Annotated in this window: 16 protein-coding genes; 9 read left to right on the top strand and 7 right to left on the bottom strand. The window is 73.7% G+C overall.

The genetic code is table 11. From position 1 onward, the window contains the following. Window positions 1–286: 286 nt before the first annotated feature. From ABT295_RS01885 to ABT295_RS01865, 5 genes are all read right to left on the bottom strand, one after another. On the bottom strand, window positions 287–1,291 hold the full coding sequence (locus ABT295_RS01885) for an NAD-dependent epimerase/dehydratase family protein (protein WP_352392728.1): 1,005 nt from the start codon (window positions 1,289–1,291) through the stop codon (window positions 287–289). Further along, a complete protein-coding gene (locus ABT295_RS01880) occupies window positions 1,288–3,900 on the bottom strand; it encodes an alpha/beta fold hydrolase (protein WP_352392727.1) in 2,613 nt (870 codons plus the stop codon). The genes ABT295_RS01885 and ABT295_RS01880 overlap by 4 nt, the downstream gene beginning before the upstream one ends. Continuing rightward, entirely contained in the window at window positions 3,897–4,919 is a 1,023-nt protein-coding gene (locus ABT295_RS01875) for a 3-oxoacyl-ACP synthase III (RefSeq protein WP_352392726.1), read from the bottom strand. Before ABT295_RS01875 ends, ABT295_RS01880 begins: the two co-directional genes overlap by 4 nt. Before the next feature lie 151 nt (window positions 4,920–5,070). Continuing rightward, window positions 5,071–5,475: a hypothetical protein gene (locus tag ABT295_RS01870; RefSeq protein ID WP_352392725.1), complete on the bottom strand. Its 405-nt coding sequence runs from the start codon at window positions 5,473–5,475 to the stop codon at window positions 5,071–5,073. Window positions 5,476–5,607: 132 nt separating this feature from the next. Next, window positions 5,608–6,732, bottom strand: a complete 1,125-nt coding sequence (locus ABT295_RS01865; protein WP_352392724.1) for an Lrp/AsnC family transcriptional regulator — start codon at window positions 6,730–6,732, stop codon at window positions 5,608–5,610. A 72-nt stretch (window positions 6,733–6,804) separates the two neighbouring features. Between ABT295_RS01865 and argE the strand changes: the two genes are divergently transcribed. Next, window positions 6,805–8,025 (top strand): acetylornithine deacetylase, encoded by a 1,221-nt coding sequence (gene argE / locus ABT295_RS01860; RefSeq protein WP_352392723.1) that lies wholly within the window; start codon window positions 6,805–6,807, stop codon window positions 8,023–8,025. Between the two features lie 54 nt (window positions 8,026–8,079). Further along, window positions 8,080–9,363, top strand: a complete 1,284-nt coding sequence (locus tag ABT295_RS01855) for an MFS transporter (protein WP_352392722.1) — start codon at window positions 8,080–8,082, stop codon at window positions 9,361–9,363. Between the two features lie 72 nt (window positions 9,364–9,435). Here the strand turns inward: ABT295_RS01855 and ABT295_RS01850 are convergent, their stop codons facing one another. Together ABT295_RS01850 and ABT295_RS01845 are read right to left on the bottom strand one after the other, a co-directional pair. After that, window positions 9,436–10,221, bottom strand: a complete 786-nt coding sequence (locus ABT295_RS01850; protein WP_352392721.1) for an acyltransferase — start codon at window positions 10,219–10,221, stop codon at window positions 9,436–9,438. Between the two features lie 41 nt (window positions 10,222–10,262). Beyond that, window positions 10,263–11,582, bottom strand: coding sequence for a YibE/F family protein (locus ABT295_RS01845; protein ID WP_352392720.1), 1,320 nt, complete (start codon window positions 11,580–11,582; stop codon window positions 10,263–10,265). A gap of 108 nt (window positions 11,583–11,690) precedes the next feature. On the opposite strand from ABT295_RS01845, the gene clsA reads away from it, so the two are divergent. The 7 genes from clsA (at window position 11,691) to ftsR (ending at window position 16,390) form a co-directional block, all read left to right on the top strand. After that, complete coding sequence (gene clsA / locus ABT295_RS01840) at window positions 11,691–12,302, top strand: cardiolipin synthase ClsA (RefSeq protein ID WP_352392719.1); 612 nt, start codon at window positions 11,691–11,693, stop codon at window positions 12,300–12,302. Further along, window positions 12,299–13,324, top strand: a complete 1,026-nt coding sequence (locus ABT295_RS01835; protein WP_352392718.1) for a DUF881 domain-containing protein — start codon at window positions 12,299–12,301, stop codon at window positions 13,322–13,324. The genes clsA and ABT295_RS01835 overlap by 4 nt, the downstream gene beginning before the upstream one ends. After that, window positions 13,321–13,653 carry a small basic family protein gene (locus ABT295_RS01830; RefSeq protein WP_345508643.1) on the top strand — a complete coding sequence of 111 codons (333 nt, stop codon included), beginning with the start codon at window positions 13,321–13,323 and terminating at the stop codon, window positions 13,651–13,653. The genes ABT295_RS01835 and ABT295_RS01830 overlap by 4 nt, the downstream gene beginning before the upstream one ends. A 2-nt stretch (window positions 13,654–13,655) precedes the next feature. Continuing rightward, window positions 13,656–14,504 carry a DUF881 domain-containing protein gene (locus ABT295_RS01825; RefSeq protein ID WP_352392717.1) on the top strand — a complete coding sequence of 283 codons (849 nt, stop codon included), beginning with the start codon at window positions 13,656–13,658 and terminating at the stop codon, window positions 14,502–14,504. Window positions 14,505–14,681: 177 nt separating this feature from the next. After that, the gene (gene gcvH, locus ABT295_RS01820) at window positions 14,682–15,071 is read left to right on the top strand and encodes a glycine cleavage system protein GcvH (protein ID WP_352392716.1); all 390 of its coding nucleotides are present in this window, start codon (window positions 14,682–14,684) and stop codon (window positions 15,069–15,071) included. Between the two features lie 120 nt (window positions 15,072–15,191). Next, window positions 15,192–15,656, top strand: a complete 465-nt coding sequence (locus tag ABT295_RS01815) for an FHA domain-containing protein (protein ID WP_352392715.1) — start codon at window positions 15,192–15,194, stop codon at window positions 15,654–15,656. Beyond that, window positions 15,653–16,390: a transcriptional regulator FtsR gene (gene ftsR / locus ABT295_RS01810; RefSeq protein ID WP_352392714.1), complete on the top strand. Its 738-nt coding sequence runs from the start codon at window positions 15,653–15,655 to the stop codon at window positions 16,388–16,390. Before ABT295_RS01815 ends, ftsR begins: the two co-directional genes overlap by 4 nt. Window positions 16,391–16,437: the final 47 nt, after the last annotated feature.

Below are 16,437 nucleotides of genomic sequence, written 5' to 3'. Positions count from 1 at the left end.
CTTCGATCCGTGGCAGGGAAGACGGGGCCGGTCACCCTGCGATGCCGCGAGGGCGTCGGGCGGTGTGACTTTTATTCTTCGACCGCGCAATTCACGGAATCGACTCACAGCGACCGCGTGAGGCGATTGAATGGCGACGGTCCGCGCGTGTCGCGGACTCCAGGGGGCTGCCGGTTGTCCCTCCCACACCCCGACGCCGGCAGACGTTCGCGATGCGCGACGCTGGCAGCGCCTCACCTCCCCATCTCGGAGGCGCCGCCAGCCCCGCGACCCAGCACCCGATCGGTCAGCGGTCGTCCGTCCGCCCAGAACCGTCCGCGGCGCGCGCGAGCTCGAGGAGGCCCTCGGCGAGGGTCACGCGTGGCGTCCACCCGAGGGCGGCCCGGGTGCGGCGCTGGTCGAACCAGTGCGCCGTCGCGAGCTGCTCGGCGAGGAAGCGGGTGAGCGGCGGCGTGCTGGGGGGAGGCAGGGCGGGCAGGGCGATCCTCGCCGCCCAGATGCCGTCGACGGCGGCGCCCGCGAGCGCGGCGACGGGATAGGGGACGTGGCGGGTCGGCGCGGCGACGCCCGAGGCGCGGCAGATGTCGCCGATGAGCTCGCCGACGGGGCGCGGCTCGCCGTTGCTCACGACATGGGCCTCGCCGCGCGCCGACTCGCACCGGTCCAGGGCCGCCACGAGGGCATCGACGGCGTTCGTCACGTAGGTGCTGTCGATCAGGGCCGCACCGGAGCCGACGACGGGCAGCCTTCCGTCGCGGGCTCGCTCGACGATCCGGGCGATGAGCTGGGTGTCACCCGGACCCCAGACGAGGTGCGGGCGCACGGCGACGACCGCCAGGCGTCCCCCGTTCGCCGCGAGCGCCACCTGCTCGGCCATCGCCTTGCTGCGGGCGTAGTGCCCGCGGACCCGGCGCGGGTCAGCGGGGTCGGCCCCCGCGCCGACGATGGCCGTCCCGGTGTGGGCCACGGACGGCGACGAGACGTGCACGAGCCGTCTGACGCCTGCGGCCCGACAGGCCTGCACGACGTTCGTCGTGCCCTGCACGTTCGCGCGCTCGTAGTCGCGCCACCGCCCCACGACATCGACCTTGGCGGCCAGGTGCACGACGGCGTCGTGCCCCTGCACGGCCTCTGCCACGGCGGAGAGGTCCGCGACGTCGCCGAGCACCTCATTTAGGCGCAGCCCCGACGGACGGCGCTGCAGCACGGTCACGTCGTCGCCTCGGGCCGCCAGGGCCTCGGCCGTCAGGCGCCCGAGCAGGCCGCTCGCCCCGGTGACGAGGACCTTCACGGGCTTCCCACCCGACCGCCCGCGAGCACCCTTGCGGCCCACCGCGACACGCGTGCCCGGTCGATCTTCGAGGCGTGGCGGATGTCGACCGGGAGCTCGCCCACGACGAGCACGGCTGCCACCGGCACGCCGGCTGCCGCCCTGACCTCCGCCGCCAGGTCGGGTCCGGCGAGCCCGGGCCGCACCGCGGTGGTGGGCACGACGACGGCGACGACCTGCTGCGTGCCGACGGGTCCGACGCCGACGACCGCGGCCATCGACACCCCGTCGTGGCGCTCGATCCGCTGCTCGGGCCCGACCGGCGTGACGGGGCCCGCCGCCGTGCGCACCACGTGCACGAGTCGGCCCTCCACCCACAGGCGCCCGTTCTCGTCGAGGTGGCCGACGTCGCCCGTGCGGTGCCAGCCCGACGTGCGGCTGCTGCCGCGCTCGGTGGCCCACAGCTGGTCGTAGCGGTCCTTGACGTGCGACGCCCGCACGAGCACCTCGCCGCCCGTCCCGGCGTGCTCGGTCGGGTCGGCCTCGACGGCGCCGGTGTCGTCGAAGGCGCTGATGCCGACGGTCACGGTGGGGAGCGGCCTTCCGACACAGACGCCCTCGCCCTCGCCGACCTCCTCGAGCTCGGTCAGCGACACGTCGGTCACCGGCAGCACCTCGGTCATCCCGTAGGGCGTGTGCAGCTCGGCGTGCCGCACGAGGGCCTGCACGTCACGGAGCAGCCCGAGGGGGACCGGCGCGCCGGCCGAGATGAGCAGTCGGACGCCGTCGAGCGCCGTACGGTGCCGCGGTATCAGCTGGTGCGCGGTCGCGACGACGTTGCGCAGCGCCGCGGGGGAGGCGAAGACGACGGTCCCACCGACGGCCGACACGGCATCCGCGAGGGCGACCGCGGTCAGGGTGCCGGGCGCCGTGACGTCCATGTCGGGGACCGACGACGCGAGCCCGAGCGCCGGGCCGTAGAGCGCGAAGGGCGCGAACGCCGCGACGAGACGGTCCTCGCCCGTGAGCCCGTATGCCGTGCGCAGCGCGTCGAGCTGCGCCCGCACCTGCCGGTAGCGGTAGACGACACCCTTCGGCGGACCCGTCGCACCGGACGTGAAGAGGACGGCGCACTCGTCGTCGTCGGACGGGGTCGGGGGGAGCGGTCGCCCGTGCCCCAGGCGCGCGAGGTCGGCGAGGCCGAGCGGAGCACCGAGCGCGCGCCGGGTGGCGCTGTCGAGCGGCCCTGCCGCGACGAGGCGTCCGGGCACCCGCATGGCTCGCGCGAGGAGCAGCCCCTTGGCGATGCCGATGACGTGGTCGGGCGCGGCGCCCCGCAGGGCGCGACCCATCCGGGCCACCCCCAGCCCGGCATCGGCGACGACCACCGACGCGCCGGCTCGCCAGCACGCGTAAACCGCAGCCGTGAGGTCGGCCCCCGGCGGGACGAGGATCGCGACCCGGTCACCGGGACGCACACCGGTGGCCACCAGACCACCGGCGAGGTCACGCACGGTGCGTTCGAGGTGGTCGAAGGACACCTGGCGACCGGCGCCCCCGAGCTCGACGACCGCTGCGGCGTCGTCGCCGAGTCGCGCGGACAGCGCGGCCCACAGCGGCGTCGCGGCATCGCCGGCGTCCCCACCACCGGGCTCGGCGGGACCGACCGGACCCCGGGACGCCTCCGTCAGCGAACGCACCCCCTCATCGGACGAGTTCCGTTGCGGCACAGTCTCCCCGAGCCACTTCCAGACGTCCTCGGCAAGCTGGGGCGCGTCCTCCATGACGAGGTGCGACGCCTTCTCGTACTGGTGCACGTCGGCGTGCGGCATACGGGCTCGGAGGTCACGGAGGTAGACGTCCGAGAACACCGGGTCTCGCGGACCCCACAGCAGCAGCGCCGGCACGTCGAGACCGGTGACGCCCTCGGCGACGGCAGCGAGCGTCGTCGCGCTCGGGTGGGCCGGGTCGAGCGGGATGTCGGCCACGAAGTCGCCGACGGCGCGCCGGGCGGCCGGGGTGGCATACGGCGCGGCGAACGCGTCGCGCACCGCACGGGGGAGCGGCGGGCGGGACAGGGCGGTGGTGGCGCGGACGAAGACCGGGGTCGCGACGCAGACGGCCTGACGGATCCCCTCGGTGCGGGCCATCCGGATGAGCGACGGGGCGGCGGCGGTCGGGGGCTGGTGCACGGCCGTGTTCGTCAGCACGACGGCCTCGAGCTGCTCCCGGTGCGCGAGCGCCCACCCGAGCGACACGGGGCCGCCCCAGTCGTGGGCGAGCGTGACGACGGGGCCGCTCACCCCGAGCACCTCGGTCAGGTTGGTGAGGTCCTCGACGCGCTGGGCCAGCGTGCGCGGACCGGTGCGCTCCGAGAAGCCCATGCCGAGCTGGTCGACGGCGACGACCCGCCAGCCGGGAGGCGCCGCCGCGATGACGCGCCGCCACAGGTAGCTCCACGTGGGGTTGCCGTGCACGCAGAGCAGGGTGCCGCGCTCCGGGGCCGCGCCGTTGTCGAGCAGGTGCCAGGTGCGCGGCGTGCCGTCGGCGTCGGGGGCGACGACCCGACGAGACCACGCGGGATCGACCCCCGGCCACTCCGCGGCCGGGGTCGCTGCCGGAGGTGTCACCAGGCGATCTCGAGGCACGACACGTTGAGCCCCGAGCCGACGCCCATCATCAGCACGCGGTCACCGGCGACGAGCGAGTCCGCCTCCATCGCCAGCGTGAACGCGACGGCGGCCGGCCCCATGTTCCCCCGCGTCGGGAAGGTCAGGGGGAGGCGCTCCGGCGGGATGTCCAGCGCCTCGCACATGGCCCGCACGTGGACCTGCGAGATCTGGTGCGCGATGTAGCGGTCCATGCTCGCCCAGTCGAACTCGGCACGGGCCTCCTCCCACGCGGCGCGGGACAGGGCGATGCCGGCCTCGAGCAGACCTCGCGTGTCGGTGCGCATCCACTCGAGGTCGCCGACGCAGAGGTCGTGGTGCTCGGTGCCCGCGCGGGAGATGCCGCCGACGATGCGGTGGCCCTGCGGGTGGGCGTCGGCCCGGCCGAGCACTATGGCGGCGGCGCCGGAGCCGAGGGTCAGGGTCGCGAACTGCGACAGCACGTCCTCGGCCGTGGCGTCCTCGCCGGCGAGGCGGTCGAGGGTCACCTCCTGGGTGTGCCGCGAGCTCTCGCCGTTGACGACGAGGGCGTAGTCGATCTGCCCGGAGTCGATCATCGTGGCGGCGAGCTGCATGCCGTTGACGAAGCCGAGGCACGCGTTGGCGAGGTCGAAGTTGAGGCACGACGTCGGCATGCCGAGCGCGTGGTGGATCTGCACCGCCATGGACGGCTCGAGGTGCTCGCGCGAGACGCTCGTGTTGACCATGAGGCCGACCCGGGAGGGGTCGACGCCGGCCTCCGCGAGGGCCTTGGCACCGGCGGTCGCCGCACCTTCGGTGAAGCTGACGCCCTCGGGCCACCACCGCCGCTCGTGGATGCCGGCCAGCCGGGCGAGCATGCCTGGCTTGAGGCCCACCCGGTCGTAGGTGGTGCCCAGCCGCTGGTCCATCTCCTCCGAGGTCACCACCACGGGGGCATCGACAGCGCAGATGGACAGCACCGCGGCCTGCGTGTGTCGGTACGTCGCGTTTCCGCTCATCGGGACCCTCTCTCCAGGTGTGGCTCGCTGACCACGTCTCGTTGTCCCTCATTCGATCACGGCGAGCCGCCCCGGTGAATTCCGGGGACGATGTGACCGTGCGTGCTGCGGCGCCCGCTGTCGTGGCCGGCCTCGCTGCCCGCCGGCGGTCCTACGAGGTGCGTGCGTCGCGGTCCGCGGCCATCTCCGCGGCGATGAGGTCCTCCACACGAGCCAGCAACCGGGCCCGCAGCAACGCCGGGTGCTCCTCCTTGAGCCAGTCGACCGCGGCCGCAGCACTGGGGTCGTCGGCGCGCGCGGTCCACTCGTGGAGGACCCGCGGCAGGTCGGTGAGCGGCGCCGGCTGGGCATGGACGGAGGCAGCGAGAAGCTGCTGGCCGACGAGTGCCTCGGCGTTGGCGACCAGCCACGCCTGCAACCGGGCCGGGTCGGACCCGTCCGACCGCACGACGGCCCGGGTCGCATGGACCATCTGCGACATCGACCGCGGCGCCTGCCCGGTCTCGACCGATCGGAGGAGGCGGTCGACGTCGGCCGAGAAGTCCCACTGGGCCATGCTCACCCCTCGCTCTCGCGCGTCCGTCCTCGACAAGGTTGACACAGGCACGACCGGGACGTCCGTGCCACGACCGTCGGTGCCGCGACAGGGGAGCGGCGACGGGGACTCGGCCATGACCGCGCCGCCGCGTCAGCGCGTCGGCGCTCGCCACGCCACGGGGTCGGCCCAGATGTCGAGCGGCACCGCGCGCACGCTGCGCCCGTCGAGGTCGAGGGCCCGGCCCATCCGCTTGATCGAGCGCAGCACCATGGACCGGTCGTTGATCGTCATCCGCGGCACCTCGTCGGCGAGGCGCGCCTCGACGATCGAGAGCTCGTGCAGGGAGTGGGCGGTCAGGGCGAGCATGAGGTTGGAGTGGCCGCCCGAGATGCGCCAGCAGACCCTGATCCCCGGCAGGCGTCCCAGCGTCGTGGCGATGGCGTCGATGTCGCCGGCGTCGGCGTGCGCCCACAGCCAGCTGATGATCGGCCAGCCCGAGTCGGGCAGGGCCATGTCGCAACGCAGCACCACGCGCCCGGTGCCGACGAGGTTGGCGAGCCGGCGGCGCACGGTGCTCTCGCTCAGCCCCGCGCGCGCGGCGATGGTGGCGACCGGCATACGGCCGTCCTCACCGAGCAGGAGCACGACCTGGCGGTCCACCTCGTCGTACGGGCGGGCGAGGTCCGCCTGGTCGGACGTGAGGCCGTCGACCCGCGGCGGCGTGCCGCGCAGCATCACCGCGCGCTGCGCCGGGTCGAGGACGTGCAGCTGCCAGTGGTCGCCCATCGAGTAGATCTTCGTCACCGCGTGGCTGCTCGTCGCCACGACCCCGGGCACCGGCCCGACCGACTCGAGCAGGAAGCGCGAGAGGAAGGCGAGGTCGCGCACCTCCACGAGGATCGTGAGCGACCGCGGGCCGCTCGTGTGCTCCACGCTGAGCACGTGCGGCAGCTCGGTCACGCGCTCGGCGATGGCGAGCGTCTCGCCCGCGCTGCACGACAGCTCGACGACCGCGAGGCACGACTCGGGCCGGCCCTGCCCGCTCGCACGCCCCGCGACCCAGGCGATGCCGGCGTCGGACAGGCGCTGCCAGCGCCGCGCCACGGTGACCGGGTCGACGCCCAGCGCGGCGCCCACGAGCGTCCACGGCGCCCTGGGCTGGAGCTGGAGGCAGTTGACGACGGCCAGGTCGAGCTCGTCGGTCCCGGTGACGGAATCCTGCACGATCTCACCACGCGTCGCGTGATCCTGCGTGGGTGCGTGTCGACGTGGCATGGCTGACATCCTCGCTGCCTGGCGCCGGCACGACAACCGCCGACGCGCACGACCCGACCCACGGAGACACGCATGTCGCTCGCGAGCACCCGAGACGCCGACCAGACCACCCCGACCGACCTCGCCGGGACGACCGATCCCGCCGGGCTCGCCTGGACCACCAGGCTCGTCGAGCTCGACACGACGAGCAGGGAGAGCAACCTGCCGCTCATCGAGCTCGTCTCGGACGAGCTGCGCGGCCACGGCATCGAGCCCGTGCTCGTGCACGACGAGACCGGCGCCAAGGCCAACCTGCTCGCGACCTTCCCCGCCGCGGACGGCTCGGTCACCGGCGGCATCGTGCTGTCGGGGCACACCGACGTCGTGCCCGTCGACGGCCAGGAGTGGTCGAGCGAGCCCTTCGCCCCGCAGGTGCGCGACGGCCGGCTCTACGGCCGGGGCACGTGCGACATGAAGGCGTTCATCGGGTCGGTGCTCACCGCCCTGCCGCAGCTCGCCGCCACCGACCTGCGCGAGCCGGTCCACCTCGCGCTCTCCTACGACGAGGAGGTCGGTTGCGTCGGAGCCGTGTCGCTCGTCGACGAGATCGTGCGCCGCGACCTCCGGCCTCGCGCCTGCATCGTGGGGGAACCGACGAGCATGCGGGTGATCCGCGGTCACAAGGCCCTCACCCTCGTGCGGGTCGCGTTCCACGGCGTCGCCGCCCACTCCTCGCGCACGCCCCACGGCGTCAACGCGATCGAGTATGCGTCCCGCCTCGTCGCGTTCGTCCGCGCGGCCGCCGACCGGTTCCGTCTCGAGGGCCCGTTCGACGAGCACTACGACGTGCCGTTCACGACCGCCACCGTCAACCAGATCGAGGGCGGCATCGCCGTCAACACGGTGCCCGCGGAGTGCACCGTGACCTTCGAGTTCCGCGCGGTCGGCGCCGTCGACGTCGACGCGACCGTCGAGGAGTTCCGGGCCGAGGCCCGCCGCATCGAGGCGGCGATGCGCGAGGAGAACCCCGCCGCCCGCGTCGAGGTCACCATCGGCGCCCAGGCCCCGGGCCTCGAGACGGCCGACGACGAGGACGTCATCTCCTTCGTCGAGGGCCTCGGGGCCGTGGCCAGCGACGAGAAGGTGGCCTACGGCACCGAGGCCGGCCTCTTCCAGCGCGCCGGCATCCCCACCGTCGTCTGCGGCCCCGGCGACATCGCCCAGGCCCACGCGCCCGACGAGTTCGTCGAGCTCGACCAGATCCGCCGATGCGACGACCTGCTCGGCTCGCTCCTGGCCCGCCTCGGCGCCTGAACCCACCCACCACCGCGCCCGCACCCACCGACCACCGCCCACCGAAGGAAGACCATGACCCTCACCGACGTCCCCACCGAGGTGACCCCCGAGCGCCTCGCCGAGGCGCGCAAGGCCGTCCTCAGCAGCTCGATCGGCGCCGCCCTCGAGTGGTTCGACATCATCGTCTACGCCTCCTTCGCGATCGTCATCGCCGAGAACTTCTTCCCCGAGGGCAACGGCGCGATGAGCCTCATCCTCACCTTCGCGACGTTCGCCATCTCCTACCTCGCGCGTCCGCTCGGCGGCATGTTCATCGGCGGCTACGGCGACCGCCACGGTCGCAAGAAGGCGCTCACGCTGACGCTGCTGCTCATGATGGTGGGCACCGTGCTCATGGCCGCGGCGCCGACGCACGCGATGATCGGCGGGTGGGCCGGGATCATCATCGTCGTCTCCCGGCTCGTGCAGGGCTTCTCCGCCGGCGGTGAGTTCGGCTCGGCCACGACCTTCCTCGTCGAGACCGCCCCGCACCGCAAGGCCTACTACGCCTCGTGGCAGGTCGCGAGCCAGGGCATCTCGATGCTCCTCGCGTCGGCGTTCGGCTACGTGCTCTTCACCCAGCTCTCCCGCGCCGACCTCTACTCGTGGGGCTGGCGCATCCCGTTCGCCCTCGGCTGCCTCATCGGCCCGGTCGGCCTCTACATCCGCGCGCGCCTCTCCGAGACCAAGGAGTTCACCGAGAGCACCCCGCACCGGGCGCCCGTCCGCGCCACCTTCACGACGCACCTCGGCCGCGTGCTGACGGGCGCCGCCTGCGTGGGCGTCGCGACCATCTCGGTCTACCTCATCCTCTTCATGCCGACGTATGCCGTGAAGAACCTCGGCGTGCCCGCGAGCGCCGCGTACCTCGGCGGCGTCGTCGCCGGCGTCGTCACCATGGTCGGTGTGCCGCTCGTGGGTCGTCTCGCCGACCGGGTGGGCCCCGCCACGGTGATGCTCTGGGCCGCCGTCGGCGCGTTCGTGCTCGCGTGGCCGCTCTTCGCGGTGGTCATCGCCTCGCCGACCGTGCCGGTGCTCGTCCTGTCGATCGGCGTGCTCGGCCTCATCATGGCGTTCTACTTCGGTCCGCTGCCGGCGCTGCTGACGACGCTCTTCCCGAGCGACGTGCGCGCGACGGGTGTCTCGGCCGCCTACAACATCGGCGTGACGGTGATGGGTGGCATCGCGCCCCTCGTGCTCACCTGGCTCATCGACCTGACCGGCTCGCTCAACGCGCCCAGCGTCTACTACATGGCGGTGGCCGTCGTCTCGCTCGCCGGGCTCACCCTCGCGCGCCGCCGCTACGCGGCGCGCTGACCCACCGCGCTCGCCGACCCACCGCGCCTGCCGGGCCGCCACGCCGGGCGGGCCCGGCGGGCGAGCGGGCGGTCAGGTGCGCAGCCGGCGCCGCACCCGCTTCAGGCCGCGGCGCACCCGACGCCGGGCACCGGCATACAGCTGCCGCCCGCGTGACGGCCGGCTCTGCTCGTCGTCCGTCAGCGCCCAGTACTCGCTCTTGCGCACAGACGCCGCGGTGGGCTTGCGGAACGGCGGGTCGAGGGTCAGGTGCGGACGCTCCCAGGCGACGTCGCGCTTGACGACCTTGGCCGGGGCCCCGGCGGCGATGACGTTGTTGGGGAGCGACCGGGTGACGATCGCCCGCATGCCGACGACCGTGCCGTCACCGATCGTCGCTCCTCCGAGCACGCACGACCCGAGCCCGAGCCACACGTGGTTGCCGATGACGATCGACCGGGCGGGGTTGGCGCGACGGCCCGTGCGCACGTCGAAGATGGGGTGCCCGTCGTCTGCGCGGATCTGGATGTCCGAGGCGATCATGACGTCGTCGCCGATGGTGATGGAGGAGCCCTCCGCCGTCGACATCGCCGCCGTCGTCGTCATCGAGACGTTGCGCCCGATGCGGACCACGCAGCCGTCACCGACGCGGATCGCGGCCCGCAGGGCCGGCACGCCACGACTGGGACCGATCTCGACGAGGCCGTCGTCGCAGTCGAAGTCGATGCCCAGGTCGGCGATGTTGACCGGGCCCGTGACGCGCAGCACGTTGCGCGACCCACGGAACTTGATGCGCACGGGCTTGTCCACGTGCCCGTCGAACTCGATGCGGTTCCCCCGGTCGTCCTGGTACGCCTCGAGGGTCGTCACACGGTTCATGGGCGTGAGCCTAGTGTCGGCTGGGAGATGGTTGAAGGGGCCTACGACCCGGCGGCCTCGCGCCGCATCCGACGAGCCGCTCGGGTGTCGTCCTCCGGCGCCGGAGCGGCCGCCCCGACCGGCGCCGCGGGGTCGGCGGCCCCGACGGTGAGCGCCGCGACGGCCGTCGTCGCCGGCACGGCGAGCACGAGCCCGATGGCGCTCGCGAGGGTGCGCACGATCTCCTCCGACAGCGACTCCGTCTGCAGCATGTCGAGCAGCGGCCGGTCGTAGAGGAAGATGAGCAGCAGCACCGGCAGGGCGGCACCGGCATACGCGAAGACGATGGTGTAGATCGTCGAGGCGATGTGGTCGCGGCCGATGCGCATGCCCGAACGGAAGAGCGCCCGCCGGCCCATCGAGGGCGCGGCCGCCCGCAGCTCCCACACGGCCGACGACTGGGTGATGGTCACGTCGTTGAGCACGCCGAGGCCGGCCACGATGATGGCGCAGGTGAGCAGCTCGCGCGGGTCGAGCGAGGTGGCCACCGAGGCGAGCGCGGCGCCCTCGTCGTCGCCCACCCCGCTCAGGCGTGCGCCGTCGACGGCGACGATCCCGAGCACGGCGGTCACTCCGACACCGAGGAGCGTGCCCGCGAGCGCGGTGCTCGTGCGCACCGACAGGCCGTGGGCGAGGTAGAGGACGACGAACATGATCGCCGACGAGCCGACGAGGGCGACGAGCAGGCCGGACTGCCCCTTGAGGAGCGCCGGCAGCATGAACTTCACGACGACGAGCCCGCCGACGCCGAGGCCGACGAGGGCGAGCAGGCCCCGCCACCGCGCCACGACGGCCACGACGACGAGGAAGAGGGCGAGCATCCACGCGAGCGGAGCGCCGCGCTCGACCTGCATGAAGGCATACGTCTCGGCCTGGCCGCCGGCCGGCGGGGTGCGCAGCAGCTGCACGGTGTCGCCCGCGCGCAGGCCGGACCCCGTGACGACGGGCGACACGGGGACCGACACGGTGGGCGCGTCGCCGCCCCCACCCGGCGACGCCTCGAGCCGGACGACGAGCGCGCCGCAGGTGGGCGCGTCGGGGTCGGAGCCGTCGGCCCCCTCCTGTCCGTCCGCGCACGCCGGCAGCACCTCCTGCACCTGGCCGAGCGGGAACGTGACACCGGGAGCCGCGAAGTCGGTCGTGCCCACGCGCGTCGTGGCGGCGGAGCCGTCGGGCCAGTAGCGCACGAGGCCGAAGACCGTCGTGGCCGCCGCGAGCACGAGCAGCACGGTGAGCGCCGTGCGGGCGACGGCGCCGACCCGGACCGGGTCCTGCCCCTCGGGTCTCGGGTGCGCGTGTCCGTGTCCGTGTCCGCCGGGCATGGCCCCGAGTGTGTCAGAGCGAGCCGTCGCCGGCCGGCAGGGTCCCGTGTCCGGATCGATGCGCGGCGTGCGCCTGCGCCCTCGCGCCCTCCCGTTAGGCTGGCCGCCGTGGACGAGCAGACGGTGGGGGAGCGCGAGCACGTCGTGTCGGAGCGGTGGGTGACGATCCCCAACGCACTGTCGGTGCTGCGCCTGCTCGGCATGCCGGTGTTCCTCTGGGCCATCCTCTCCGAGCGCGACGGCCTCGCCCTGCTCCTGCTGCTCGTCTCGGGGGTCACCGACTACCTCGACGGCAAGATCGCGCGCGCCTTCGACATGGAGAGCCGCCTCGGCGGGTTCCTCGACCCGATCGCCGACCGCCTCTACATCCTGGCGACGCTCTTCGGCCTCGTCTGGCGCGACCTCATCCCCGTCTGGCTCGTCGTCGTGCTGCTCGCCCGCGAGGCGGTCATGGTCGTCATGCTCGCCTTCCTGCGCACCCGCGGCCAGCTCGGCCTGCCGGTGCACTTCGTCGGCAAGGCCGCGACCTTCAACCTGCTCTACGCCTTCCCGCTGCTGCTGCTCGCGCACCGGGACGACTGGCTCGGCCACCTCGCCCGCCCCGTCGGCTGGGGCTTCGCGTGGTGGGGCGTCGCGCTCTACTGGCTCGCCGCGATCCTGTATGCCGTCCACGCCCGCCTCGTGCTGCGTGGCGGTCCACCGCGGGTGGCGACGACATGATCGACGGCGCTGACGGTCGCGGTGGCGCCGGTGGCCGGGAGGGTCGTCGACCCGACGCGTCGATGACGCTGCTGACGACGATGATGGAGCGCCCGCTCGACCCCGGCTACCAGGAGGCGGCCGACCGGCGCGCGGCGCAGGGCCTGCCCCGCGCCACCTCGACGCGGTCGGTCGTCGTCGTCGTGCTCGCGGTGCTCGTCGGCTTCCTCTTCGCCGTGGCCGCGCAGTCGCTGCGGCCCAAGCCGACGGCCGCGGCCGCGGCCAAGCAGACCCTCGTCAACCGCATCGAGGCCCTCCAGGCGCACAGCACCGAGCAGGAGGCCAAGGCCGCCGTGCTCGGCCGGCAGGTGCGCGACTACGAGGCCCTCGAGCTGCAGCAGGCCGGGGGCGGCGACCTCAGCGGGCAGATCAAGCAGCTCGAGGTCGACGCCGCGGCGGTGCCGCTGCGCGGGCCGGGCCTGACGCTGACGGTCGACGACGCGGCCTCCGCGGTCGCCGACGCCGATGCCGGCAACCGGCCGAGCAGCGGCTTCGAGCAGGGGCGCGTCACCTCGGCCGACCTGCAGATCGTCGTCAACGGGCTCTGGGGCGCCGGGGCGGAGGCCATCTCGATCAACGGGCACCGGCTCAGCGCGACCGCCGCCATCCGCTTCGCCGGCCAGGCCATCGTCGTCGACTTCCGCCCCCTGTCGCGGCCCTACGTCATCACCGCCCTCGGCGACCCCCAGACGATGCAACAGCTCTTCGAGCCCTCCTTCGCGGGCGTCTACCTCTCCCAGCTGACCCAGGAGTTCAAGATCAGGTCGATCTTCGCCTCGAGCGACACCCTCACCGTCCCCGGCGACGCCGCGGCCCGGCTCGAGGTGGCGCGCCCGCTCGCGCCAGCGAGCGGGTCGGCCACGAGCACCGCCCCGCTCCCGTCCGGTCGAGCGGCCTCCGGCACGTCGGGCGTCTCCGGCCCGTCGGACACCGCCACCCGCTCACCGGGCAGCTCGGCCACCGGCGAGGAGGGCGCGCCGTGATCCCCCTGCTCGGGCTCCTGGCCGGGCTCGCCGTCGGCCTCTTCCTCGACCCGTCGGTGCCGATCTGGCTCCAGCCCTACCTGCCGATCGCCGTCATCGCCGCCCTCGACGCGGTCTTCGGCGCGATCCGCGCGATCCTCGACGGCATCTTCAACGACAAGGTCTTCGTCGTCTCGTTCCTGTCCAACGTCGTCGTCGCCGCGTTCATCGTCTTCCTCGGCGACCAGCTCGGCGTCGGCTCGCAGCTCTCGACCGGCGTCGTCGTCGTGCTCGGCGTGCGGATCTTCTCCAACGTGGCCTCGATCCGCCGGCACCTCTTCAGGGCGTGACCGTGGGCGCCGACGACCAGCACGACCAGCACGACCGGCAGCGACCGCAGGAGCCGACCGACGTCCCGGCGAGCGCGCCGAACCCCACGGGCACCGGTGCGCGGCCGCTCGCCGCGAAGAGCGGCGTGTCGGTCGAGGGCAGGGCCGCCTGGACCCGCCTGCGCCGGATGAGCAGCCCGCGCGCCACCCGGGCCAACGTCCTGGGCGGCGTGCTCGCGGTCCTGCTGGGGGCCGGCATCGCCGCCCAGGTGCAGCTGACGAACGAGCGCGGCCTCGACCAGCTGAGCCAGAGCGACCTCGTCCGGGTGCTCGACGACATCTCCAGCCGGTCCTCGCGCCTCGACCAGCAGGTGCGCGAGCTCGAGGTGACGCGCGACCGGCTCAAGAGCGGCACGGGCACCGCCGGCGAGGCGCTCGCGCAGGCCGAGAAGCGCGTCGACACCCTCGGCATCCTCGCCGGCACGGTCGCGACGACCGGGCCGGGCATCACGCTGCGGATCAGCGACCCCGACCAGCAGGTCGACGCCCCGCTCGTGCTCGACATCATCCAGGAGCTGCGCGACGCCGGGGCCGAGGCGATCGACGTCGGCGGCGTGCGGGTCGTCGCCTCGACGTTCGTCGGCGCGCGCGACGGCGGCATCCTCGTCGACGGCGTGCCGATCACGCGGCCCATCGTCATCCGCGTCATCGGCGACTCGAAGACGCTCGCCTCGGCCATGACGATCCCCGGCGGCATCGTCGAGTCGGTGCGCCAGAAGGGCGCGAACGCGACCGTCACCGAGCTCGACCGCATCGAGATCACCTCGACGCACCGACCCGCCCCGATGACGCACGCGAAGCCGGTCGAGTGAGCGCTCCCGGCCACGGTGCCGGGACACGCGACACGACACGGGCCACCACTTCCTGCGCGGACGGCAGGGGCATGGCATGCTCTCGGGTGCCGACGCATCGACGTCGGCACCGGCGACGCGAAGCCACCGCAGCCACCGCGACCCCCCGAGCGGGTCGTCCACCGACGAAGGAGCGACATGAGCGACCTGGACTACCCCTCCGACCTGCGCTACACGAGCGACCACGAGTGGGTCCGCGTCGGTGAGGACGGCGTGGTCCGCATCGGCATCACGTCCTTCGCCCAGGACGCCCTCGGCGACGTCGTCTACGTCTCGCTGCCCGCGGTCGGCGACACGCTGGCCCCCGGCGACTCGTGCGGCGAGGTCGAGTCGACGAAGTCGGTCAGCGACGTCTACGCGCCCCTCGCCGGTGAGGTCACCGCCACGAACGCGGCCCTCGACGGCTCGCCCGAGCTGATCAACTCCGACCCCTACGGCGAGGGCTGGATGTTCGAGCTGCGCCTCGCCGACGCCTCCTCGGTCGACGCCCTCATGGACGCCGCGGCGTACACCGCCTCGCTGTCCTGAGACCGTCACGTCCCAGCCCTGCACCGCACCGGCGCAGGGCACTGCGTGGCGGGTCCCGCCACACCCAGGTCAACTAGAGTGGACGGACCCCGTTCCGACCACCCCGAAGAGGAGGACCGCATGTCGAGCGACCAGCCCGACGACATGAACGTCGAACCCCGCACCATGCGGTTCCAGGGCGTGCCGGCACAGGACGCCGACCACGTCGACGCGGCCGCGCCGCGCGGGCTGAGCGCCGAGGACCAGGCCACCATCGAGGCCCTGCGGCCCGGCACCGCGCTGCTCGTCGTGCTCCGCGGCCCGAACACCGGCGCCCGCTTCCTGCTCGACGACGAGCAGGTGGCCGCCGGCCGCCACCCCGACTCCGACATCTTCCTCGACGACGTCACCGTGTCGCGCAAGCACGCGACGTTCGTCGCGCAGGACGGTGGCTACCTCGTGCGTGACGCCGGCTCGCTGAACGGCACCTACGTCAACCGCGAGCGCATCGACGAGGCCCCGCTGCACCAGGGCGACGAGGTGCAGATCGGCAAGTTCCGCCTCGTCTACTACTCGGCCGGAGCCGCGCAGCACGCCCCCGCATGACTCCCGCAGCACCCGACCCCGCGACGCCGGCGGCGGAGAAGCGCCTCACGATCGGGAAGGTCCTCGCGCAGCTGTCCGAGGACTTTCCCGACGTGTCGGCCTCCAAGCTGCGCTTCCTCGAGACCGAGGGCCTCGTCCTGCCCCACCGCACGGCATCCGGCTACCGCACCTACACCGAGGGCGACGTCCGGCGCCTGCGCTACGTGCTGACCGCCCAGCGTGACCGCTACTGGCCGCTCAAGGTGATCCGTGAGGCGCTCGACGCCCTCGACCGTGGGCTCTCCGACCCCGCTGACGCCCCGGGGGAGGGTCCGGGTGACGGCCGCCCCAGGCCGCCGGCCCCGATTCCGGACCCGGAGGTCCCCACGCCCGCCGACCTGCTCGCGCGCCGCGAGGTCGTGCTGACCGGGCCCGAGCTGCGCGAGGCGACCGGCATCGACCGCGACACCATGCACGCGCTCGAGACCTACGGGCTGCTCCAGCCCGACGCCGACGGCCACTTCGGCCACGAGTCGCTCGCCATCGCCGCCGCCGCCCACCAGCTCGGCGAGCACGGCCTCGAGGCACGCCACCTGCGCCCGTTCCGCACGGCCGCCGACCGCGAGATCGGCCTCGTCGAGCAGGTGCTCGCCACGCGTCGGGCCACCGGCACGCGGGAGGAGCGCGCCGCCGAGATCGCCTCCGCGTGCATCGCGTTGCACGTCGCGCTCGTCCGGGCGGGCCTGACCCGCTGACCTCACCGCTCGGTGCAGCCCCGCTCCGGGGCCGGGGTACGGTGGAG

It is taken from the genome of Terrabacter sp. NPDC000476 (genome assembly GCF_040300125.1).
Taxonomy (GTDB): domain Bacteria; phylum Actinomycetota; class Actinomycetes; order Actinomycetales; family Dermatophilaceae; genus Terrabacter.
The sequence above is the reverse complement of the archived record's forward strand: the minus strand, read 5'-3'. Positions and strand labels throughout refer to the sequence as shown.